Source organism: Arthrobacter sp. 2MCAF15 (assembly GCF_052115605.1).
Classification (GTDB): domain Bacteria; phylum Actinomycetota; class Actinomycetes; order Actinomycetales; family Micrococcaceae; genus Arthrobacter.
The window spans coordinates 12204-35607 of sequence record NZ_JBFRGZ010000011.1; the positions used below are offsets into that span (position 1 = coordinate 12204).

The window sequence follows — 23404 nt, forward strand, 5'->3', positions numbered from 1 at the left end:
GGAGCAATGTGCGACAAACTATTGACGATCGTAGATTTTCAGTAGTACGTTTCTTGCATCGGGCGAACAGCGCCCGATTTTGTTGGGCAAAGGAGCCTGAACTGATGCTTGAACTCAAGGAAGAGCAGATTGCGGCTCTTCTCGCCCTCAGCTCACGGGTGGAAGATTTGGAGTCCGCAGAAGCCATCCGCAACCTGCATGCCACCTTCGTGCGGGCCGTCGCAGACCGCCGCTTCGAAATTCTCTCCCGCTTCTTCACCTCGGACGCGACCATCGACATGCGCTTCCACGGGGAAAAACGGGGTAGCCAGGCCATTGCGGAACATTTTGACCATATGGTCAACAGCCCCTTGGAGGGGGCCAGCTACCTGCTCAGCTCCCCGGTCATCAGTGCCTCCGGCGATGAGGGCACCGGGACGTGGACGTGGCACCGCTTCCACAGCACGGCGAACGTGGCAGGTCGCACCGTTTCCTCGTGGGGTGTTTGGGAAGAGGGACAGTACAGGTGCCGTTACAGGCGGGGAGCCGACGGAAAGTGGGTCTTCTCGGAGATGCGCTTCCGGATGGTGCGTCCGTACGCCGACCCCAATGGCTTCCAGGAAACGAACGACTGATGATCATCGCTGAATTGATCCGCCGCGCACTGTCGCAGCACAGGGACCGGACTGTCATCACGGACGGCACCACGGCCCTCAGCTACGCCGATCTCGCGGCCCGGTCCTATCGGCTGGTAAATGCGCTCAGGTCGCGGGGTATCGTGGCCGGAGACCGAGTGGCGACGCTTGGAGCCAACGACGTCACGAGTCTGGAATTGATGGTTGGCCTGGCTCTTGGAGGCTACGTCCGGGTTGCACTGCACGCCATGAACAGCGGGTCCGTGCACAAGGACATGCTCGAAGCCGCGGGCGCCCGTGCCCTGATTGTCGACTCGACCTACCAGGCAAAATGCGCAGCTGACCTGGCGTCCGTCGAATCCCTTGACTACATCATTGTCCGCAACGGCGCCGACGGCAGCGGGCTGGACTATGAGCAGGTCCTCGGGGCAGCAGACCCACAGGACGCGCTCGTTCCGGTCACCCAGGACTCGTTGTTGCATCTGGCCTATTCGTCGGGTGCCAGCGGCCGGCCCACCGCCTCCATGCACACCCACGGCAGTTGGATGCACGTCACGTTGGATAACGCCGGCATGCTGCCCCGCGTTAGTGCTGAAGACGTCTACCTTGCCGCGGCACCTCTGACCCACGCTGCCTCAACTGTCCTCTATTTGCTTTTGGCGCGGGGTGCGAGCATCCGGATCATGGACCGCTTCGACGCCCAGGAAGCCTTAGCGATCATCGAACGGGAACGATGCACCATAACTTTCATGGTCCCGACGATGCTGCAACTCCTTGCCACGCAGCCCAATGTTGCGGCCTTCGATCTTTCCACCCTCCGCACGATCATGTACGCGGGGGCTCCCATCTCGGTAGCAACGGCACGGGCCGCACAACAGGTTTTTGGCAAAGTCCTCTTCCAGTCCTATGGCCAGAGCGAGTGCCTGCCGGCAACCTGCCTCACCCCCGAAGACCACGAAATCGGGGTCACTTCGGATGAAAGCATCCTGCGCTCGGCGGGCAGGCCATGCCTCAGCGCCATCATCCGGATCGTCAATGACCGGGGCGAGGTCCTGCCTGCCGGCGAGGTCGGGGAAATCCTGGTCTCCACGGCTGGGAGGATGCTCGGTGTCTATGGCGATCCGGAGGCGACGGCGGCGCGTATCACCACAGACGGATTCGTGCACAGCAACGACATCGGATACCTGGATGAACGCGGACTGCTGTTCGTTGTTGACCGTAAGAACGACATGATCATTTCCGGGGGCTTCAACATCTGGCCCGCCGAAATCGAGAATGCCCTCCTCAAGCATCCGGAAGTCCGGGACGCAGTGGTCGTGGGACTTCCCCACCCCAAGTGGGGCGAAACGCCCAACGCAGTAGTCGTCGTCGATGATCCCTCCACGGTCACGGAGAGCGAACTTGTGGCTCTCTGCAAAGAGCGCATCGGGTCCATGAAGAAGCCCGCCAGCGTGATCGTCATCCGCGAACCTTTGCCGCGGAACGAACTGGGCAAGCTTTCCCGCCGTCTGGTCCGCGAAATCTACTGGCCTGAACTCGCCACCGCCGGCCCGCGGGCCGGCGGGGCCCAACCCACACTCTTGAAAGGAACATCATGACCGTCATGGAGACATCCCTAAGCTTTGATACCGAGCCACTTGGCAAATGGTCCGAGCCCATGGAATACGTCGTGGACCGTGAACGCCTGGTGGCGTATGCAAACGCCACCAACGAAACCCGCGGGGAGTACCTCAACGGCGACATCGCATCCCCCGTTTTCAATGTCGTTCCGGCGTTCCAAGTAATTGCCCCCCTCACACTGAACATGCCGCCGGCCGACAAGCGAATGATGGGCCTCCACGGGGAACAGGACTTCCGGTTCCACCGTCCCATCGAGGCGGGAATGTCCCTCGTCACGCGGGCGATGCCCATCGGCATCACGCCACGATCGACAGGTTCCCTGATCACAGTCAAGGGCGAAACCACCACCGCGGACGGCGTACCTGTCGTCGACCAGTACGTGACCGTCTTCATCCGGACGGCAATCTCACCGGAAAAACTTGGCGACGAGCCGCCGACCAGGGACTACGTCCGCGAGCCTGAATCCATCGCAGCGATCACGCAAACATTCGACGTCGACCAGAGCTTCCGATACATGGGCGCCTCGGGCGATGTGATGCCTCTTCACTCGGACAACACCACAGCCCGCAAATGGGGCTTTCCAGGAATCATCCTCCACGGCAACTGCACTTTCGCTTTCGCGACACGATCCCTTGTGGACGAAGTCGCCGGCGGGGATCCTCGTCGGGTAAAGCGCCTGGCGGTACGTTTCAGCCGCTGGGTCACGCCCCACGACACGATCACCACCCGCATTTTCCGTGCGGGCTCTTCCGACGGCATCTCGACCTACAGCTTCGAGTCCCTCCTCGCGGACGGCACACCGTGCCTTTCCGATGGCCTCATCGAAGTCATTGACTGACACGCGGAAGTCCGCACCAATCCCCAAATACCACGTTCTGCCAGAACCCAAAGGAGAGTTCTCGTCATGAAAACATCACGGATCCGCATCGCAGGCATGATGTCCGGCCTGCTTGCCGGCACAATTGTCTTGGCTGGCTGCGGCGCAGAAACGAACGCGTCACCCGCCTCGTCCGGGGCAGGCCCGGTCAACGCGAATATCACCATCGGCATGGGACCGCAGTTGTCCAATGCCGATGTCACCCTCGGCATGTCCAACAACACTTTCAAGAACGCCGGACTTACTGTGACCACCCAGGCAATCACTGTGGGTTCGGCCGCTGTTCCGTTGCTCCTGAACGGCCAGATGCAGTTCGCCCAGGTGGACATGGCAACGGCTCTTTCCGCTGCGCACCAGGACGTCGGAGTCGTCATCGTTGCCCCGAACACCGTGGGCAACGGCGACGAGGTGGGTTATGCAGGCATTGTGACCAACCAGCCTGGCATTAAGAGCGCCAAGGATCTTGAAGGAAAGAAAGTCCAGGTCAACCAGCTCAAGGGCACGGCGCAGATCCTGCTCGAAACCACCATGGAATCCGAGGGTGCCGACCCGTCGAAGGTACAGTTCGTCGAAATCGCACCTCCCCAGGCCATTCCCGCCCTCCAGTCGGGCCAGGTTGATGCTGCGTTCCTGTCGGAACCATTGGTCCAGACCGCCAAGAAGCTAGGTATGACTGTGGTCCTGAATCCTGAGCAAAAGACCGTCGCCGGCATTCCCACCTTCGTCTTCCTTGCTTCTGCTGAATACGCTGACGCCAATCCCGCCGTCATCAAAGCCTTCTCCGATTCGATCCTCGAGAGCAACAAGTTTGCCAACGCGAATCCCGACGCAGTTCGCAAATCGCCAGCCGCAGCGAAAGTCGATCCGGCCCTGCTGCCCAAGATGACCCTTCCCAAATTCGCCGAATTTCCGGTCGCCACGGATCACGTGCAGAAATTCATCGACCTTGAGGTGAAGCACGGTGTGTTCTCCAAAGATGAAGCGCCCAAGGCCGAGAGCCTGATCATCGCCGGGAAATGATTTGCGATCTCGCAGGAAAGGAGACGGAACGTGACAGTTCACGTCTTGACTAAGGGCGGCAAGCAGGCAGATGCGTCACCGCCTTCCCCGCCCGGCGGAAGGCCCCGGCTCCCGGCCCGTCGCGGACCCTCGAACCAGGCGGTGCGGTTGCGCCGCTTGGCAGCCCAAGCGGCCGTAATCACCATGGCTGTGCTGATCTGGTGGTACGGATCAGTCAATCTCCCCCGTAACAGCATGCCGGGCCCGGCTGAGACCATCGCGGTGCTGGTGAAGCTGGCTAGCGCCCAGGCCTTCTGGTCCAACGTGGGCATCACCATAGGCACGTTCCTCCTGGGTTTGGCGGTCTGCGCCATTATCGGCATACCGGTAGGCCTGGCCATTGGGGCAAGTAAATTCGCGACGGAAAGCACCCGGCTCGTGTTCGACTTCCTGCGCACCATCCCGCCCATCGCGATCCTGCCGCTGATCCTGCTCCTGCACGGGGCAACATTCCAGATGGTTTTTGTCCTGGTGGTGCTGGGGGCGATTTGGCCCATCCTCATCCAATCCGTCTATGCCGCACGTCAAGGAGAACCACAGCTCGCGGAAATGGCGGCCGCGTACCGGGTTCCCCGTCGCTGGTTCATCACGCACATCTTCTTCCCCGGTGCACTCCCGTTCATCATGACCGGCCTGCGCGTGACGACTACCGTGTGTCTCCTGCTCACCATCACAGCCCAATTGCTGGGAGGCGCCCCGGGAGTAGGGGCGCAGATCCAGGATGCGCTCACGTTCGCCGATACGCCGCGCATGTACGCCTACGTCCTCGTGGCAGCGGTCCTGGGGCTCATCGTCAACGGTGTCTTCTTCGCAGTCCAGCGCTATATCCTTCGCTGGCACGCTTCCGCACGAAAGGAGGGCGGGCGATGAACCTCAAGTGGCTCCGAACCGTGGGCACCGAAGTTTGGCTTCCGGTGGTCCTGATTGCAATTTGGTGGTTTGCAAGTCTCAACAGCAAATCCACCTACTTTCCCTCGCTATCCAAGATCACAGCCGCATTCAGCCGGGACTGGCTTAACCCGGAAAAGGCACTGGCCAACCTGATCCCGAGTCTTCAACTGTTGGGGCTGGGCTACATCCTGGCGGTCGTCGCCGGCGTGATCGTTGGCATTCTTCTGGGATTGACGGACGTCCTCGAACGCGCAACGCGGCCGCTGTTGGAAATCCTTAGGGCCATACCGGGGGTAGCGTTGCTGCCCATCTTCATGGTGCTGTTCGGCATCGGCGTCGAAATGAAGATCGCGCTGATCGCTTTCGGTGCTTTCTGGCCCGTCCTGCTCAATACCGTGGACGGAGTCAGGGGCATCGAGCCGACGCTTACCGACGTTGCACGGGTCTTCCGCATCAGCCCCGCACGCAGGTTGTGGTCGATTGTCTTGCCCGGAGCGAGTCCGCAAATCTTCGCCGGTGCCCGGACATCTCTGGCCATCTCCCTGATCATCCTGGTGGTCAGCGAAACGGTGGGAGCGGACGGCGGCATCGGCTACTTCCTGCTGGCTGCCCAGCGGAACTTCCAAGTCACCTCGATGTGGGGGGCCATCGTCGCCCTCGGCATCCTCGGATACCTCCTGAACATCGTCTTCAGGATCATCGAAAGCGGTGTCCTCAAGTGGCACCGCCAGCTACAAGCAAGACTGGAGAACGCGAAATGACAGCCATCGAATCCGAAGGCACCGTGGCCCCGGCAGGAAACGGCAACGCCATGATAGAACTGGCGGCCGATGGCCTGGGCCACGCCTATAACGGCCGGGACGTCATCGAACGGATCGACTTCGAAGTCCGGCGCGGAGAATTCGTCTGCATCATCGGCCCCTCCGGAGTCGGCAAGACCACGCTTTTGCGTTGTCTCGCCGGCTTGCAGAGGTCCACCCGGGGATCAATCTCGGTCCGCGGCAACACAGTGACGGAACCCGTCCCGGGCGTGGCCCTGGTGTTCCAGGACTACAGCCGTTCACTGATGCCATGGGCATCAGTGCTGCACAACGTCATGCTGCCGCTGCGTGCCAACGGTAAGTCCAAGGCTGCTGCGAGCGAAGCGAGCCGGAATGCCCTGCGCCTGGTAGGCCTCGACGACACGGCCGCGCGTCTGTACCCGTGGCAACTGTCCGGGGGAATGCAGCAACGCGTAGCCATTGCTCGGGCTCTGGCCTACGAGCCGACGCTTCTCCTCATGGATGAACCATTCGCCTCCGTGGATGCCCAGACCCGCGCCGACCTGGAAGACCTCGTGCGCAACCTGCAGCGCGAACTTTCTCTCACAGTGGTTCTCGTCACCCACGATATCGACGAATCCGTGTACCTCTCCGACAGAGTCATCGCCCTGAGCGGCAAGCCGGCCCGCGTGGAAGAAATTGTTGACATACCCCTGGGCAACGACCGGGACCAGATCAGCACCAAGAGCACCCCTGAGTTTGCGGCCATACGTGCCCACGTCCACAGCCTGATCCGGCACGGCGCCCCCTTGGCCCCCACCAGCGGGAATGCGTGATGACAAGCGTGCCAACAATCAAGAGGGACAGCGGCCGAAACGCTGCCGTCGACCTGAACGCCATCACCGCCATCGACATGCATGTTCATGCCGAGGCCTCCATCAAGGACAAGGAGCCACGGCACGGACACACCCCATTCCCGGCACCAAACGCCCAGGAAATTGCTGACTACTACCGGAACATCGGCATGGCGTGCGTCGTATTTCCCGTAGACGCGGAACGAATGCTCGGCACGCACTGCGTCCCAAACGAGGAGGTCGCCGACGTCGCTGCGGCTAATCCAGACGTCATGATTCCCTTCGGCAGCATCGATCCGGGCCGAGGAGCATCAGCACCGCGAACTGCGCGACGTCTGGTGGAGGAGTACGGCACCCGGGGCTTCAAGTTCCATCCGGGACTCCAGGAATTCTTCCCCAACGATCAAAGCGCCTATCCGCTATTCGCCGCATTGGAGGAACTGCAGGTGCCGGCACTGTTCCACACCGGGCAGTCCGGCGGCGGCCGCGTGCGGCTGAAGTACTCTGACCCGATCTACCTTGACGACGTCGCCGTAGACTTTCCGAACCTGACCATTATCATGGCCCATCCTTCCTTCCCATGGCAGGACACCGCCCTGTCGGTGGCCTCCCGGCGGGAAAACGTCTACATCGATCTGTCCGGGTGGTCGCCCAAATACTTCCCGCCACAGCTCGTGCAGTACGCCAACACCCTGCTGAAGGAAAAGGTCATGTTCGGATCCGACTACCCTGTCATCGAACCGGAGCGATGGCTCAAGGACTTCGAGGACATCGACATCCGTGATGCAGTACGCCCGGCCATACTCAAGGACAATGCCGCCCGCCTGCTCGGCCTGACAGGAGCCACTCAATGATTGAAACACCCGAACTGGCTGTTACGGCTTCCCACACCACGCCTGATCCGGTGGTCGCACCGAGCACGGTTGGTGAGCTCCTGGACCTCCAGGCTGAACGGTTGGGAGCACACCCGTTCCTTCGCTTCGGAGGCATGGACACCAGCTACGCGGACATGGCTTCCGCCACGATCCGACTCGCCAACGCCTTCCTTTCCATCGGTATCCGCCCCGGTGACAAGCTGGCCATCATGTCAGGAAACCGCCCGGAATTCCTGAAGGCTTGGTTCGCCACGACCCGGATCGGTGTCGTCGAGGTACCTGTGAACGTTGACCTTCGTGGAACGTTCCTGTCGTATCTCATAAGCAACAGCAACGCGGCCCATGCGCTCATTGAATACAGCCTGCTTCCGCACCTCCTCACCGTCGTCACCGAACTGCCTGAACTTCGCAACGTCATCGTGCTGGACGCCCCGGAAGATCTCGACCGCAAACTGCAGGACATCACAGTTCACCGCTTTGAAGAGCTCACTGGCCTACAGTCTGCGCCGGACGTTGCCGTGAACGTGCGCGACGTTGCCGTGATCGGATACACATCAGGCACCACCGGTCCATCCAAGGGCGTCATGATCAGCCACAAGGCAGCCTGGTACGCCGGCGATGACGCCAAAAAATACCGGGGCCTGACACAGGAGGACGTCTTCGCCACATGCCTGCCGCTGTTCCACCTGAACGCGCAGCACCTCACCACCGTTGCCGTCCTGCGGGCCGGAGCCACGCTCGCCCTCGAACCCAAATTCTCGGCCAGTGGCTTCTGGTCAATGCTCAAACGAACCCAGGCCACGCATTTCAACTTCATCGGCGCCATGCTCAGCATCCTCGCTGGACGCCCCGCGCACCCGGACGAGTGGAGCGACGTCCCGCGCGTGGCCTTCGGAGGTCCGCTGACGCCCGATGTGCTCCAAGCCGGCGCCAGCCGCTGGAATCTCCGCTTCATCACAGGCTACGGCGCAACGGAATCGGGAATCGTCACATACAACTGGGCCGACGACCTGCCGCCGGGGTCCTTCGGCAAGCCAGCTGACGGATTTGAACTTCAGCTGGTGGACGACGACGGCGAGCCTGTCCCGGTCGGAACCCCAGGCGAGATTGTCACGCGTCCCCGAAGGGCGGATTCGATGACGTGCGGGTACTACGGCATGCCCGAGAAGACGGTGGAGGCATGGCGCGACCTCTGGTTCCACTCAGGCGACATGGGACGACGTGACGAGAATGGCTACTACTACTTCGTCGACCGAAAGAAGGACGCCCTACGCCGGCGCGGAGAGAACATTTCCTCCTCCGAACTCGAGCAAGCGCTGAGGGGCTACACCGGGCTCCTCGAGGCAGCAGTCATCGGCGTCCCCTCACCGCTGGGTGAAGACGACGTCAAAGCCTGCATCCGGCTCACGGAGCCCGCAACGTTCAGTGCCCCGGACTTCTTCGCCTGGTGCGAGGCATCCCTGCCCCGCTTCATGGTGCCCCGCTACGTGGAGGTTTTCGAGGAGTTTCCCCGGACCGCAACCCAACGCGTTGAAAAGTACCGGCTGCGCGAAAACCCGCTGGGCCCGGCAGCAATAGACAGAGAGGCATCTGCATGAGTGACAACGTCAATTCCCCCGGGCACCAGCATGACCCGGAAACAGCGGCCGCAATTCTCGCCTGCGGAGACGCGATCGTGGCCTTCAACGACTTCCTCGATGAAGGCGACATAGAGGCCGCATATCAGCTTCATGAGGAAGCCCTGAAGTTCTGGGTACCCGGAGCAGAGGAACCCCGTACCGGCCGTGACGAGGCGAAGAACGCAGCCGCTGCTTTCCGGTTCTCCTACCCGGGCCGGCGAACGCTGCATTCTGTAAGCAACCTGCGGGTGGAGCCTTCCGGCCAGGGAACTATGGCCGCCCGGTATCTCACCACGGTCTACGAGCTCACCACCGGCGAATCAGGCGTGGCCGTGGAACTGGAAGCCCCGGTGATCTACGCCTTGGCGCGTGAGCACACCAGGCTGCGGCAGGATCAGGCCGGCCGCTGGAAAATCTATGAGCAACGCATGCAGCTCATTGCCCCGCTCTCCCTCCGTGCTCCGGTGGCGTCATGACCAGGCCCGCAGACGTCCCCGAGACTCTGAATGATTACCTCGCCAAACCCTCCAACCAGTCCATGAGGGGACGGACGGCACTCGTCGCCGGAGGCGGACTCAGCGGCAGCGCCGGAAGCATCGGATTTTCGCTGTCATGGCTTTACGCCACGAATGGAGCCCGGGTGGCCGTGTTTGACCGGGATAAAGATGCGGCCCAGGCAACGGTTGATCTGATCCTCGCCGAGGGCGGCGAGGCCTTCAGCATCGCCGGAGACGCCTCCCAGGATGCCGACTGTGAACGGGCCGTGACAGAGACGATCGCCCGCTACGGCACGCTTGACGCGTTGGCCACCACCATCGGCAGGGGCGACGTAGAGGGAATTTTCGACGTCGACCGCCAGCAGTGGGACGACATCCTCACTCTGAACCTGACAACCGCATGGCAGCTCATGCGCCATGCGTCCCCCGTCATGCCGTCAGGCAGCTCGATCGTGACCACCTCGTCAGGCGCGGCCACCTCACGCGGTCCGGGCATGCCCTACAGCGTGGCGAAGGCGGGACTCGAGCAACTGACCGTCGGTGCGGCGGCAACGTTGGCACCGAAAGGCATCCGGGTCAACGCCGTCCGCGTAGGCACCATTTGGTCCACTTTCGCTGCCCAGGTCTTCGATGAAGACCAACGCGCCACCCGGGCCAACAATGTCGCCCTGCAGATGGAAGGCAACGTATGGGATATCGCCTCAGCGGCGCTGTTCCTGTCAGGAGAGCGTGCCCGCTGGATCACAGGGCAAATAATTGCCGTCGACGGCGGCGGGCCGGTTTTCCGGTCGACAGGACAGGCCGGCCCGGCAGGAGACAGCGGACGATGACCCAAAGAACAGCGCTCATCACCGGGTGCGGCAAACCGGATGGCATGGGCCAGGCCATTGCCAGATATCTGGCGGCCGCCGGGACGGCCGTCGTCGTTTCAGATCTAAAAGCGGGAGGCGTTCCCAACGCCGGCCAGGAAAACCGGGCAACGCGCTCGGGCGGATGGCGCGGCATCTCCACCCTGGTGGAAGAGATCCGAGCCCGGGGCGGCCAGGCTGAGTTCATAATCGGCGACATCGCAAGCGAGGAAGATTCGGCTCGAATGGTTGCCGAAGCAGCCCAGTTCAATGGCAGGCTCGACATCCTCGTCAACAATGCCGCAGCTCCGCAAGGAGACGACCGGAACGACGTCGAAGGATTCGGCATCTCCACGTGGGACAACGTGCTTGACATCAATCTGCGCGGTACGTACCTCATGTCCCGCGCGGCGGTTCCGCTCATGCGCAACCACCGCTACGGACGCATTGTGAACATCGCTTCCATGGCCGGAATCGACGCGTTGCCGCACTCCACGGCCTATTCGGCATCCAAGGCCGGCGTCATCGGCTTCACCCGCTCGCTGGCCATGGATGTGGGCCCGTGGGGAATCACGGTCAACGCCGTCTGCCCCGGAATCGTATGGACAAGCCGCGCCGGAATGTTCGAAGGTTCTGGAGCTGATGACGAGCAGCGTCTTGCACGGGGCCGGATGCTGCCCGTGGGACGTGTGGGAACGCCAGAGGACATCGCTGCGGCAGTTGCGTTCCTCTCCTCGGAGGCCGCCGGGTACATCACCGCCCAGTCCTTGGCAGTCGACGGAGGCGGCCTCTCCGCCTTCCCCCTGCCGCAACCCTCAGACACACAACTCCACACAGAACAGGACAGCCGACAGTGACCGCAAGGACCCCCTCCCCCGAAGACAGATTCCTGATCGCCGATCTTTGCGCAAAGTACGCCTGGGCCCTGGACACCTGCGACACCGATGCCTTAGTGGAATGCTTCAGCGAAGACTCTGTCTTCGACGAAATCACCATCGCCACCGGCCGGGACCAAATCCGCAAACTCGTGCTCCAGGCCTTCCACGACAACCCATTGTTCGCCGGCCGGCAACACCTCATTGGCCAGGTTCTGTTCGAGCAAGACGAACAAGGACGTCCGGACCATTGGCGGATGAAGTCATTCGCCCATGTCTTCGTCCTCCGGGACGTGGGCCCCTCCCTCTACTGGACCGGCCACTACAGCGACGTCGTCGCCAAAATCGATGGCGAATGGCTGTTCACTTACCGAAAGGCAAGCAAGTGGCAGGGCGAAGTGCTCAACGCTTTCCCTGAAAACGCCATTGCGCGGGCTACGCTGCCAGCTAATTTCGCCGCCCCAGTCAACTGACACGCCCCAAAAAAATTAAGGACCCAAGAACCACGAAGGAGTGGAACATGACGCTGCTCGAAACTTCCATTTGGCAGGGCCACATCAACCTGGACGGCTGGCGTCCCGGGCGTGGAGGTACCGCCGCGAGCACGGAGCCGGCAACTGGCGAGACCCTCGGAACCTACGGTGTCGCCGCCGCCGCGGACGTCGCCGAGGCCGCTTCCGTCGCGCAGAAAGCCCAAAGATCATGGGCGGCACAGCGGCCGGAAGAACGCGCCGCTGTGCTTCGGCGAGCCGGTCAGCTCTGGGAAGAGCACGCCGAAGAGATCCAGTCCTGGATTGTCCGCGAATCCGGCGGCATCCTTCCCAAAGCCGAACTGGAAACGCACATCGCCGCCAACGAATGCTACGAGGCATCCAGCCTGCCGTCGCTGCCTGCCGGCGATGTGCTCTCCAGCAACGAAGACCGATGGTCACTGGCCCGCCGCCGTCCGGTGGGCGTCGTCGGGGTCATCGCGCCCTTCAACTTCCCCCTCATCCTGTCCATCCGCGCTGTCGCTCCGGCGCTGGCCCTCGGCAACGCGGTCCTTCTTAAGCCGGATACCCGGACCACTATCTCCGGCGGTGTCGCTCTGATGCGCGTCTTCGAAAGCGCCGGCCTCCCGAGCGGCCTGTTGTCTCTCCTGCCAGGTGGAGCGGACATCGGCACAGCCATCGTGGAGGCGCCGGAGGTGAGGGTCATTGCGTTCACCGGTTCGACGGCTGCGGGCCGCCACGTGGGTGAAACAGCGGCACGTAACCTCAAGCGCGCGCATCTTGAACTCGGCGGCAACAACGCGATGATCGTCCTCCCCGGCGCCGACCTCGCCAAGGCAGCCTCGGCCGCGGCCTTCGGTTCCTTCATGCATCAAGGCCAAGTCTGCATGACCACTGGACGGCACATCGTTCACGAAGACCTCTACGACGATTTCGTCAACGCAGTCGCAGAAAAGGCCCGGAACCTCCCAGTAGGCGACCCAAAGTCAGGCCAAGTAGCGCTTGGGCCGATCATCGATGAAAAACAACTGAAACGCATCGACTCCATTGTCCAGGAGTCTGTCCTGGGAGGAGCGCGACTCATGGCCGGCGGAACCAGTGACGGCCCGTACTACCGCCCCACCGTGCTCGCCGACGTCGACAGAACCAACACGGCATGGCGCGAGGAAATCTTCGGCCCGGTGGCCCCCATCGCCAAGTTCACCGACATCAGCGATGCCATCGAACTCGTGAACGATAACGACTATGGGCTGGCCGTCTCCATCCTCGGCGACGTCGGCATGGCCATGCAGATTGCTGACCAAGTCCATTCCGGGAAAGTGCATATCAACGAACAAACCATCTCGGACGAAGCCAACGCCCCTTTCGGCGGGTTCAAAAGCTCTGGAAATGGTTCCCGGATCGGCGGCCACAAAGCCAACATGGAATCCTTCACCGAACTTCAATGGCTCACGGTTCGCCCGGACATCGCGAACTATCCATTCTGACAACATCTCTGTCCTGCCAAAGGAGCAACCATGAGCAGCAACGCCGATATATACGAGTGCCCTATTGAAGATTCCACTGGGAACACCGTCGACTTTGGCCGCTACAGGGACAAACTCCTCCTGATCGTCAACGTAGCCTCACGCTGCGGCCTGACAGACCAATACCGGGATCTGCAAAAGCTCCAGGAGGACTACTCGGGTCGTGGCTTCACCGTCGTGGCATTTCCATGCAACCAGTTCAACGGGCAAGAACCTGGCACGGCAAAGGAGGTGAAGGAATTCTGTTCTATCACCTTCGGTGCCGACTTCCCCGTTATGGGAAAAATCGAGGTGAATGGCCCAGGGCAACACCCGTTGTATGAGCTGCTGACCGCCACACCGGACGATGATGGCAAGTCGGGCGATGTTGAATGGAACTTCGAAAAATTCGTCATAGCCCCGGAAGGTGCAGTTCTAAGGCGAGTACGCCCACGGCAACGCCTCTCGGATCCTGAGTTCGTCCTTTGGTTGGAAGACCACCTGTCTGACCGGCCCGTCGCTTCGGAATAACTCAGGAGGTTCCCGGCTTTCGGCTATCCTGCCCTACGCCTTGTCTCACATCCATGTTTGGAGACAGTGAAAGCGGCTGTACGCGTTGAGAGACCGAGTCACGAGACGTTCTGTGCCTTGATGCAACGGTTGCCGCAAGCGTCTCACATGCGCGTCTCGACCCCTCGGGCTGAAAGACAGATCGATCGTCGTCAGTCACGGCATCGGTTGGCTGCTGGCCACGCTGGGGCGTCGTGACGGTGCGATTGCAGCGGACTACGGGACGGCACTTCTCTTCCATTGTCCGATTGAAGTACACCCCAAGCTGACGTCAGGCTGTGGTCAGAGCTCGTCAGATTTGGCTCGGTTTCGTTCTTTTCTCACACAGCCGCATAGAACTCCGAGGTCCAAACCTGACACCGGACGCGGCCCTGCCACCCGCACCCTCAATAAAGCGGATATGAGTGTGGACAATGTCCACACCCTCTTTGGCTGGACAAACACAGGTACGGGGCTTCTCGAACGGTCCCCCGAACCCATATCTGGAAGCCCTACGTCGACATCGCTGTGGTCATGTCGTCCCTGCTCCCCCGGCCCATGAATAGGTGTAGGCCACCCCGGGCCCACCCAACGAGAACCGGAACGAGGAAACGCCAGAACCCACTTCTCAGCAGGCGGAAGGCCCACCAGCCAGGGACTTGAACCCGCCACCCCTCACACCTGAACAGGCCACGCGGCGGCCAGGCCACAGCCCGCGAACCGTCAGAGCGACGCGACCACAAGCTTTGTCAACACGTCAAAGCAAAATCGCCTCTGACGAGGGAATCTGTCGTGCCCGAGGTGGGACTCGAACCCACACACCTTTCGATACCGCATTTTGAGTGCGGCGCGTCTGCCAATTCCGCCACTCGGGCGCGGAGTACACCGGTGTAACAATCACTCAACCACAGTGCTGTGAGCAACGCGATCGCTTCCAGTGCGCGAAATTACTCTACATGCAGATAGGCTGAATTCCAGAATCGCGCCAGTGACGCCGCATCGAACCAAACCGGTCCAAGTACATTGGCGGACAAAACCTATGATGGTGGAGTACCCGCCGTACCTTTCCAAGGAGTTCCCGTGTCAGAACAGACGGAGTCATCCCCCACTTCCCAGCCGGCGCGCCGCGTTGTTGTCGCCGAGGATGAGACCCTCATCCGCCTGGACATCATCGAGATCCTGCGCGGCGAAGGCTACGACGTCGTCGGCGAGGCGGACAACGGCGAGAAGGCCGTGCAGCTTGCCGAGGAGCTCAAGCCCGACCTGGTCCTGATGGACGTCAAGATGCCCGTCATGGACGGCATCTCGGCCGCAGAAAAGATCGTCAAGGCCCGGATCGCCCCCGTGGTCCTGCTGACGGCCTTCAGCCAGAAGGAACTGGTGGAGCGGGCCCGCGACGCTGGCGCCATGGCGTACGTGGTCAAGCCCTTCACCCCGGCGGACCTCATCCCGGCGTTGGAGATCGCGCTGTCCCGCCACGAGGAAATCAAGGCCCTCGAAAGCGAGGTCACCGACCTGCAGGAGCAGTTCGCCACCCGCAAGCTCGTGGAGCGCGCCAAGAGCCTCCTGACCACCAAGATGGGCCTCACGGAGCCGGAAGCCTTCCGCTGGATCCAGAAGACCTCGATGGACCGCCGCCTGAGCATGCGCGAGGTCGCCGAGACCATCATCAACCAGGTCAACTAGCCACCAGCCGGCACCAAAGCGAGCAAGCTGCAAAGCACCAAAAGCAAAAAAGGGAGGATCCCCGCCAACCGGCGGGGATCCTCCCTTTTTCGTTCAAGCCTTTAGAACTAGGCCTGGACCCGGTTCTTCTTCTTCTTTTCCGGCCACGGGCCGAGCTTGTCCTTCGTCACGGCTGCTTCGCCCTGGCCGCCAATGTCGGCGAGGTCGCCAACCTTGTGGACCTTCAGCAGGTTCGTCGAACCGGCCTTTCCGGGAGGCGAACCGGCGGCGATGACCACCAGGTCACCGTCCTCGACGACGTTCAGCTCCAGCAGGCTGCGGTCAACCTGCGCCGTCATCTCGTCAGTGTGGCCCACCATCGGGACCAGGACCGGCTGGATGCCCCACGTCAGAGCGAGCTCGTTCCAGACGTGCTCCACCGGGGTGAAGGCGAAGACCGGCTTGATGGGGCGCAGGCGCGAGAGGCGGCGTGCCGAGTCACCGGACTGGGTGAAGGTACAGATGTACTTTGCTTCCAGCTGGTCGGCGATCTCGACGGCGGCACGGGTGATGGCGCCGCCGCGGGTCTTGGGCTTGGTGCCCAGCGGGGGAACGCGCTCCAGGCCGTGCTCTTCGGTGGACTCGATGATCCGGGCCATGACCTTGACGGTCTCGATCGGGTACTTGCCCACGCTGGTCTCGCCTGAGAGCATGACCGCGTCGGCGCCGTCGAGCACGGCGTTGGCGCAGTCGGAGGCCTCGGCGCGGGTCGGGCGGGGGTTCTCGATCATGGACTCGAGGACCTGGGTGGCCACGATGACCGGCTTGGCCCAGCGGCGTGCCAGTTCGATGGCGCGCTTCTGCACGATCGGCACTTCCTCGAGGGGAAGTTCCACACCGAGGTCGCCACGGGCCACCATGATGGCGTCGAAGGCGTCGATAATCTCGTGCAGCTGCTCCACGGCCTGCGGCTTCTCGATCTTGGCGATCACCGGCACGCGGCGGCCTTCTTCGTCCATGATCTCGTGGACGCGGGTGATGTCCGAGGCATCCCGGACGAAGGACAGGGCAACCATGTCCACGCCGCGGCGCATGGCCCAGCGCAGATCGTCCTCGTCCTTTTCGCTCAGCGCCGGGACGTTGACAGCAACGCCGGGCAGGTTGATGCCCTTGTTGTTGGATACCCAGCCGCCAACAATCACCTGGGCAACCACCTTGACGGCGTCGACGTCGATCGCGCGGAGGGCGACCTTGCCGTCGTCGATCAGCAGGGCGTCACCGGGGTTGACGTCCTCGGTGAGGCTCTTGAGCGTCGTGGAGCAGATGTCCTTGGTGCCGGGAACGTCCTCGGTGGTGATCGTGAACGTGTCACCGACCTCCAGCAGGTGCGGTCCGTCAACGAAGCGGCCCAGGCGGATCTTGGGGCCCTGCAGGTCAGCCATGATGGCCACGGCCTTGCCGAGCTGTGCCGCTGCCTTGCGGACGTTCTCGTAGGTGTTGTCGTGCACGGAGTAATCGCCGTGGCTCATGTTCATGCGTGCCACGTCGACGCCGGCTTCCAGCACGGCAAGCGTGTTCTCGAAGCTTGCGATTGCCGGTCCGAACGTGGCGACGATTTTAGCGCGTCTCATATACCTACCCTAGTGGTCTGTTGCATTGATTAAGTTGAAGTGAGGATGAATCCCGGACGACCTGCCGGACTCGAGCTGTTGGACTACAGAACAGCCATCGCACGGTCTGTCGGCGCCACTGGAGCCGGCAGAATGGTGCTGCCCATCAGGAACTTGTCCACCGCGGCCGCGCAGGCGCGCCCTTCGGCGATGGCCCAGACGATGAGCGACTGGCCGCGGCCGGCGTCGCCGGCGACGAAGATGCCCTCGGTGTTGGTCATGTAGTAGCCGTCCCGGGCCACGTTGCCGCGGCCGTCGAAGTCGGCCTGGACCTGGTCGGTGATCCCGGCCGGCTCGGGGCCGGTGAAGCCCAGGGACAGGAAGACGAGGTCCGCGGGGATGATCCGCTCGGTGCCGGCCTTCGGGAGGCGCTTGCCGTCGACGAATTCCGTCTCCGCCACCTTGACGCCCGTGAGTTTGCCGTTTTCCCCGACGAACTCCACGGTGGAGGCGAGGTAGGTGCGTTCGCCGCCTTCCTCGTGGGCGCTGGCGACCTCGAACAGGGTGGGGAACGTCGGCCACGGCTGGTGGCCGGCACGCTCGACGGGCGGCTGCTTGCCGATCGCGAGGGTGGTTACGGACGCGGCCTGGTGCCGGTGCGCGGTGCCGAGGCAGTCCGCGCCGGTATCGCCGCCGCCGAGGATGACGACGTGCTTGCCCGCGGCGTTGATCTGGTTCTCCACGGTCTCCCCCGCCACCACCCGGTTGGCCGGCACGAGGTAGTCCATGGCGAAGTGGACGCCCTCGAGCTCGCGGCCCGGGATCGGCAGGTCACGCGGGACGGTTGCGCCGGTGGCGATCACGACGGCGTCGTACCGGCGGCGCAGCTGCTCCCACGTGACGTCGGTGCCGACGGCCACGCCGGTGCGGAACCGGGTGCCTTCGGCCTTCATCTGCTCCAGCCGGCGGTCCACCTGCTCTTTTTCCATCTTGAAGTCGGGGATCCCGTAGCGCAGGAGTCCGCCGATCTTGTCGTCGCGCTCGTAAACGGCCACAGTGTGGCCCACCCGGGTCAGCTGCTGGGCGACGGCGAGCCCGGCGGGGCCGGAACCGACGACGGCGACCGTCTTGCCGGTCAGTCGCGCCGGGGGCAGCGGGTTGACCCAGCCGTTCTCGAAGGCCTGGTCCACGATCGAGACCTCGACCTGCTTGATGGTCACCGCGGGCTGGTTGATGCCCAGCACGCAGGAGGCCTCGCAGGGGGCCGGGCACAGCCGGCCGGTCCACTCGGGGAAGTTGTTGGTGGCGTGCAGCCGCTCCATCGCTTCCTCGCCCTTGTCCCGCCAGATGAGGTCGTTCCATTCCGGGATGAGGTTGCCCAGCGGGCAGCCCTGGTGGCAGAACGGCACGCCGCAGTCCATGCAGCGGCCGGCCTGGCTCTTCAGGACACCCTTCTCCTGGGCCTCGTAGACCTCTTTCCAGTCCATGATGCGGACGGGAACGGGACGGCGCGGCTGGGTTTCACGCTGACGTACTTTCAGAAATCCGCGTGGATCAGCCACCGGTCACCTCCAGGATTCGAGACCAAACTTCTTCGCCGTCGGGGTCCAGGCCCTCTTCGATGGCGTCAAGACGGGTTTGCAGGACGGCCGCGTAGTCGCGCGGCAGCACCTTGGTTATGCGGGCTGCGGTGTCATCGAAGTTTTCGAGAAGGCGTGCCCCGAGCAGTGACTCGGTTTCCTCGACGTGCTTGACGAGCAGCCCGTGGACGATGTCGCGGTCCTCGGCGTCGAGCTCGCGCAGCTGCAGCTCGCCGGACTCGAGGGCCTGCTTGTTGACGCGTTCGGTCTGGAGGTCCAGCACGTAGGCTGTGCCCCCGGACATGCCGGCGCCGAAGTTTCGGCCGGTGCGGCCGATTATGAGCGTCTGGCCGCCAGTCATGTACTCGCAGCCGTGGTCCCCGATGCCCTCGGCCACCGCGGTGGCGCCGGAGTTGCGGACCAGGAATCGTTCGCCCACCTGGCCGCGCAGGAACATCTCGCCGCTCGTGGCGCCGTAGCCGATCACGTTGCCGGCAATGACGTTGCGCTCGGCCGGGAAAACGTTGGTGCGGTCCGGCCGGACAATGATGCGGCCGCCGGAAAGTCCCTTGCCGACGTAGTCGTTGGAGTCGCCGAACATGCGCAGCGTGATACCGGCGGGCAAGAACGCGCCGAGGGACTGGCCCGCGGTGCCAGTGAGCGTGATGTCAATGGTGTCCGTGGCCAGCACGTCGGTGCTGAAGGTCTTGGTGACGACGTGGCCCAGCATGGTGCCGACGGAGCGGTCCGTGTTGATGACGTTCACCGAGATCTTCACCGGCGTGCGGTCGCTCAGCGCTTCCGCGGCCATGGCGATCAGGCGCTGGTCGAAGTGCTTGTCCAGCTCGTGGTTCTGGCCGGTGAGGTTGCGCAGCGGCGCGTCGTCGTCGAACTCGAGGCCGTGCAGGATCGGATCCAGGTCCAGCCCTTCGGCCTTCCAGTGGTTGACCGCGTCGCGGGAGTCGAGCATTTCGGCGTGGCCGATCGCCTCTTCGATGCTGTGGAAACCCAGTTCCGCGAGGATTTCGCGGACCTCCTCGGCAAGGAATTCGAAGAAGTTGACCACGAATTCGGGCTTGCCGTTGAACCGGGAGCGCAGCTCGGGGTTCTGGGTCGCGACGCCCACCGGGCAGGTGTCCAGGTGGCAGACGCGCATCATGATGCAGCCGGAGACCACCAGCGGTGCGGTGGCGAATCCAAACTCCTCGCCGCCAAGCAGCGCGGCGATCACGACGTCGCGGCCGGTCTTGAGCTGGCCGTCCACCTGCACCACCACACGGTCGCGCAGGCCGTTGAGCATAAGCGTCTGCTGGGTCTCGGCCAGGCCGAGTTCCCAGGGGACACCGGCGTGCTTGAGCGAGTTCAGCGGCGAGGCGCCGGTACCGCCGTCGTGCCCGGAAACCAGCACGACGTCGGCCTTCGCCTTGGTCACGCCGGCCGCCACGGTGCCGATTCCGACCTCGGAGACGAGCTTGACGTGCACCCGGGCCGAGGGGTTGGCGCGCTTGGCGTCATAGATCAGCTGCGCGAGGTCCTCGATGGAGTAGATGTCGTGGTGCGGGGGCGGCGAGATGAGGCCGACGCCGGGGGTGGAGTGCCGTGTACGGGCCACCCAGGGGTAGACCTTCTGCGCCATCAGCTGGCCGCCCTCGCCGGGCTTGGCACCCTGCGCCATCTTGATCTGGATGTCATCGGCGTTGGACAGGTACAGGCTCGTGACGCCGAAGCGGCCCGAGGCGATCTGCTTGACCGCGGACCGGCGGGTGGGATCGAGCAGGCGGTCCACGTCCTCGCCGCCTTCACCGGTGTTGGACTTGCCGCCCAGCCGGTTCATGGCGATCGCGAGGGTCTCGTGGGCTTCCTGCGAGATGGAGCCGTAGCTCATGGCGCCGGTGGAGAACCGCTTGACGATGCTGGAGACAGGCTCCACTTCCTCCAGCGGCACGGCGGGACGCAGGCCGGCCTTGAACTTCAGCAGCCCGCGCAGGGTCATGAGGTTCTCGGACTGGTCGTCCACGCCCCGGGTGTAGGCCTTGAAGATGTCGTAGCGGCGTTCACGCGTGGCGTGCTGCAGCCGGAAGACGGTCTCGGGGTTGAACAGGTGGGGTTCGCCGTCGCGGCGCCACTGGTACTCGCCGCCGCCCAGCAGGGGCTGGTGCGGCAGTTCGATGCCGTTCTCGGGGTAGGCCATGCGGTGCCGGGCCAGGACCTCGGCGGCAATGACATCGAGGCCGACGCCGCCGAGCTGGGAGTGCGTGCCGGAGAAGTACTCGTCCACGAGTTCCTGGCCGAGGCCGAGGGCTTCGAAGGTCTGGGCACCCGTGTAGGAGGCCACGGTGGAGATGCCCATCTTGGACATGATCTTCAGGACGCCCTTGCCGAGGCCCTTGATCAGGTTGTAGACGCCATCATGCGGGGTGACCCCCACGACGTCGCCGGTGGCGATGAGCTGTTCCACGGATTCCATGGCCAAGTACGGGTTCACGGCGGAGGCGCCGTAGCCGATCAGCACGGCGACGTGGTGCGTCTCGCGGACGTCGCCGGCCTCGACCACGAGCGCGGTCTTGGTGCGGTTGGCGCTGCGCAGCAGGTGGTGGTGCACGGCGCTGACCAGCAGCAGGGACGGGATCGGCGCCCACTGGGCGTTCGAGTCGCGGTCCGAGAGCACGACGTACTGGACGCCGCGGTTGATGGCGCCGGAGACCTGCTCGCAGATCTCGGTCAGCCGGGCGCGGAGGGCGTGCTCGCCGCCTTCGGGGCGGTAGAGTCCGCGGACCTTCATGGCGACCCTGTCGCCGTCGGCGCTCTCGATGTTCGCGATCTTGGCGAGCTGGTCGTTGTTGATCACGGGGAACGGCAGCGCGACCTGCGGCTGGCGTACCTGCTTGGTGTCCAGCAGGTTCCCGTTCGGGCCGATCGCGCACATCAGGGACGTGACGAGCTCTTCACGGATGGCGTCCAGCGGCGGGTTGGTGACCTGGGCGAAGGACTGCACGAAGTAGTCGAAGAGCAGCCGGGGCCGCTTGGACAGCACGGCCACTGGCGTGTCCGAGCCCATGGCGCCCAGCGGCTCGGCGCCGGTGCGGGCCATGGGGCCGAGCAGGATCTTCAGTTCCTCGGTGGTGTAGCCGAAGGTCCGCTGGCGGATGTTGACCGAGGCAGCGGTGTGGACCACGTGCTCGCGCTCGGGGAGGTCCTTGAGGTCGATCAGGTTGTCCTTGAGCCATTCGGCCCACGGGTTCGCGGCGGCGACCTCGGCCTTGACCTCGGCGTCGTCAATGATCCGGCCGGACCCGGTGTCCACCAGGAACATCTTGCCCGGGGAGACGCGGCCCTTCTTGACCACCTTGGAAGGTTCGACGTCGATCACGCCGACTTCGGAGGCGAAGACGACGAGCCCGTCTTCGGTGATCCAGTACCGTCCCGGGCGCAGGCCGTTGCGGTCCAGGGTGGCACCGACCAGGTTGCCGTCCGTGAAGGAAACGGCCGCGGGGCCGTCCCACGGCTCCATGAGCATGGAGTGGTATTCGTAGAAGGCGCGGCGTGCCGGATCCATGGTGGCGTGGTTTTCCCAGGCCTCCGGGATCATCATCATGATCGAGTGCGTGATGGGCCGGCCGGAGAGCCAGAGCAGCTCCGCCACCTCATCGAACGATGCCGAGTCTGAGGCGCCCGGGGTGCAGATGGGGAACAGCTCTTCCGGCGAGTCCCCCAGCAGCGGGCTGGAGAGCTGCGACTGCCGTGCCCGCATCCAGTTGCGGTTGCCCTTGACGGTGTTGATCTCGCCGTTGTGCGCGATGGTCCGGAAGGGCTGCGCCAGGGGCCAGGACGGGAAGGTGTTGGTGGAGAAGCGCGAGTGGACGATCGCGAGCTTGGTCTTGAAGCGCTTGTCCGAGAGGTCCGGGTAGAACGGCTCCAGCTGGGCGGTGGTGAGCATGCCCTTGTAGACGATGGTCCGGGAGGACAGCGACGGGAAGTACACGCCGAACTTGTTCTGGGCGCGCTTGCGGATCCGCCAGGCGCGGGAATCGAGCTCGTTGCGCTCGAGGGTTTCGCCGGTGCTGGAGGCGAAGAAGGGCTGCGAGAAGTGCGGCATGCAGGCCCGGGCCATGGCGCCGACCAGGTCGGCGACGATCGGGACTTCGCGCCAGCCGAGAACGGTCAGGCCCTCGTCCGCGGCGAGGCCTTCGATGCCGGCGCGGGCGGCGTCGGATTCGCGCTGCTCGGCAGGCAGGAACGCGGTTCCCACCACGTACTGGCCGGGGGCCGGAAGTTCGAAGTCGGTGACTGCGCGGAAGAATTCGTCCGGGACCTGCATGAGGAGGCCGGCGCCGTCGCCGGTACCTTCATCGGCTCCCACGGCACCGCGGTGCTCGAGGTTGCGCAGGGCGGTCAGGGCGGCGTCGACGATGTCATAGCCAGGCTCGCCGCGGAGCGTGGCGATGATGGCCAGGCCGCAGGCGTCCTTCTCATTCTCCGGGTTGTAAAGTCCGGCAGCGGCCGGAATCGCGGCGAACCTGCTGAAGGGTGACGTGGCGGCCGTGGGCTGGTCCGGAACGGACCAGCTGGGGCTGTGACGAGTTTGGGTCATTGGAGACGTCCTTCCTCCTGATC

19 protein-coding genes and 1 tRNA gene are annotated in these 23404 nt (G+C 63.5%); 16 read left to right on the forward strand and 4 right to left on the reverse strand.

What is annotated here, in order from left to right; all coding sequences use genetic code 11:
• Positions 1–104: 104 nt before the first annotated feature.
• The 15 genes from AB4089_RS13470 to AB4089_RS13540 all read left to right on the forward strand — a co-directional run bounded on the left by AB4089_RS13470 (position 105) and on the right by AB4089_RS13540 (position 13917).
• Positions 105–614 (forward strand): nuclear transport factor 2 family protein, encoded by a 510-nt coding sequence (locus AB4089_RS13470; RefSeq protein WP_441409795.1) that lies wholly within the window; start codon positions 105–107, stop codon positions 612–614.
• Positions 614–2212, forward strand: coding sequence for a class I adenylate-forming enzyme family protein (locus AB4089_RS13475; RefSeq protein WP_441409796.1), 1599 nt, complete (start codon positions 614–616; stop codon positions 2210–2212). The genes AB4089_RS13470 and AB4089_RS13475 overlap by 1 nt, the downstream gene beginning before the upstream one ends.
• The gene (locus tag AB4089_RS13480; RefSeq protein WP_441409797.1) at positions 2209–3072 is read left to right on the forward strand and encodes a MaoC/PaaZ C-terminal domain-containing protein; all 864 of its coding nucleotides are present in this window, start codon (positions 2209–2211) and stop codon (positions 3070–3072) included. Before AB4089_RS13475 ends, AB4089_RS13480 begins: the two co-directional genes overlap by 4 nt.
• 66 nt (positions 3073–3138) lie before the next feature.
• The gene (locus AB4089_RS13485; RefSeq protein WP_441409798.1) at positions 3139–4131 is read left to right on the forward strand and encodes an ABC transporter substrate-binding protein; all 993 of its coding nucleotides are present in this window, start codon (positions 3139–3141) and stop codon (positions 4129–4131) included.
• Positions 4132–4161: 30 nt separating this feature from the next.
• Positions 4162–5040: an ABC transporter permease gene (locus tag AB4089_RS13490; RefSeq protein WP_441409799.1), complete on the forward strand. Its 879-nt coding sequence runs from the start codon at positions 4162–4164 to the stop codon at positions 5038–5040.
• Complete coding sequence (locus tag AB4089_RS13495; RefSeq protein ID WP_441409800.1) at positions 5037–5822, forward strand: ABC transporter permease; 786 nt, start codon at positions 5037–5039, stop codon at positions 5820–5822. The genes AB4089_RS13490 and AB4089_RS13495 overlap by 4 nt, the downstream gene beginning before the upstream one ends.
• Positions 5819–6658 carry an ABC transporter ATP-binding protein gene (locus AB4089_RS13500; protein ID WP_441409801.1) on the forward strand — a complete coding sequence of 280 codons (840 nt, stop codon included), beginning with the start codon at positions 5819–5821 and terminating at the stop codon, positions 6656–6658. Before AB4089_RS13495 ends, AB4089_RS13500 begins: the two co-directional genes overlap by 4 nt.
• Positions 6659–6666: 8 nt before the next feature.
• A complete protein-coding gene (locus AB4089_RS13505; RefSeq protein WP_441409802.1) occupies positions 6667–7530 on the forward strand; it encodes an amidohydrolase family protein in 864 nt (287 codons plus the stop codon).
• Positions 7527–9149 carry an AMP-binding protein gene (locus AB4089_RS13510; protein WP_441409803.1) on the forward strand — a complete coding sequence of 541 codons (1623 nt, stop codon included), beginning with the start codon at positions 7527–7529 and terminating at the stop codon, positions 9147–9149. The genes AB4089_RS13505 and AB4089_RS13510 overlap by 4 nt, the downstream gene beginning before the upstream one ends.
• On the forward strand, positions 9146–9646 hold the full coding sequence (locus tag AB4089_RS13515) for a nuclear transport factor 2 family protein (RefSeq protein ID WP_441409804.1): 501 nt from the start codon (positions 9146–9148) through the stop codon (positions 9644–9646). The genes AB4089_RS13510 and AB4089_RS13515 overlap by 4 nt, the downstream gene beginning before the upstream one ends.
• On the forward strand, positions 9643–10497 hold the full coding sequence (locus AB4089_RS13520; protein WP_441409805.1) for an SDR family NAD(P)-dependent oxidoreductase: 855 nt from the start codon (positions 9643–9645) through the stop codon (positions 10495–10497). The genes AB4089_RS13515 and AB4089_RS13520 overlap by 4 nt, the downstream gene beginning before the upstream one ends.
• The gene (locus AB4089_RS13525) at positions 10494–11372 is read left to right on the forward strand and encodes an SDR family NAD(P)-dependent oxidoreductase (RefSeq protein ID WP_441409806.1); all 879 of its coding nucleotides are present in this window, start codon (positions 10494–10496) and stop codon (positions 11370–11372) included. Before AB4089_RS13520 ends, AB4089_RS13525 begins: the two co-directional genes overlap by 4 nt.
• Complete coding sequence (locus tag AB4089_RS13530) at positions 11369–11863, forward strand: nuclear transport factor 2 family protein (RefSeq protein WP_441409807.1); 495 nt, start codon at positions 11369–11371, stop codon at positions 11861–11863. Before AB4089_RS13525 ends, AB4089_RS13530 begins: the two co-directional genes overlap by 4 nt.
• Before the next feature lie 47 nt (positions 11864–11910).
• Positions 11911–13368: an aldehyde dehydrogenase family protein gene (locus AB4089_RS13535; RefSeq protein ID WP_441409808.1), complete on the forward strand. Its 1458-nt coding sequence runs from the start codon at positions 11911–11913 to the stop codon at positions 13366–13368.
• A 30-nt stretch (positions 13369–13398) separates the two neighbouring features.
• Positions 13399–13917 (forward strand): glutathione peroxidase, encoded by a 519-nt coding sequence (locus AB4089_RS13540; protein WP_441409809.1) that lies wholly within the window; start codon positions 13399–13401, stop codon positions 13915–13917.
• Positions 13918–14728: 811 nt separating this feature from the next.
• Here AB4089_RS13540 and AB4089_RS13545 read toward each other — a convergent pair.
• A tRNA-Leu gene (locus AB4089_RS13545) sits at positions 14729–14810 on the reverse strand.
• Between the two features lie 205 nt (positions 14811–15015).
• Here AB4089_RS13545 and AB4089_RS13550 point away from each other — a divergent pair.
• Complete coding sequence (locus tag AB4089_RS13550) at positions 15016–15621, forward strand: ANTAR domain-containing response regulator (protein ID WP_090581781.1); 606 nt, start codon at positions 15016–15018, stop codon at positions 15619–15621.
• 107 nt (positions 15622–15728) lie between these two features.
• Here AB4089_RS13550 and pyk read toward each other — a convergent pair whose 3' ends face one another.
• The 3 genes from pyk to gltB form a co-directional block, all read right to left on the reverse strand.
• Entirely contained in the window at positions 15729–17231 is a 1503-nt protein-coding gene (pyk, locus tag AB4089_RS13555; protein WP_441409810.1) for a pyruvate kinase, read from the reverse strand.
• An 83-nt stretch (positions 17232–17314) separates the two neighbouring features.
• Entirely contained in the window at positions 17315–18772 is a 1458-nt protein-coding gene (locus AB4089_RS13560) for a glutamate synthase subunit beta (protein WP_441409811.1), read from the reverse strand.
• Positions 18765–23381: a glutamate synthase large subunit gene (gene gltB / locus AB4089_RS13565; protein ID WP_441409812.1), complete on the reverse strand. Its 4617-nt coding sequence runs from the start codon at positions 23379–23381 to the stop codon at positions 18765–18767. The genes AB4089_RS13560 and gltB overlap by 8 nt, the downstream gene beginning before the upstream one ends.
• Positions 23382–23404: the final 23 nt, after the last annotated feature.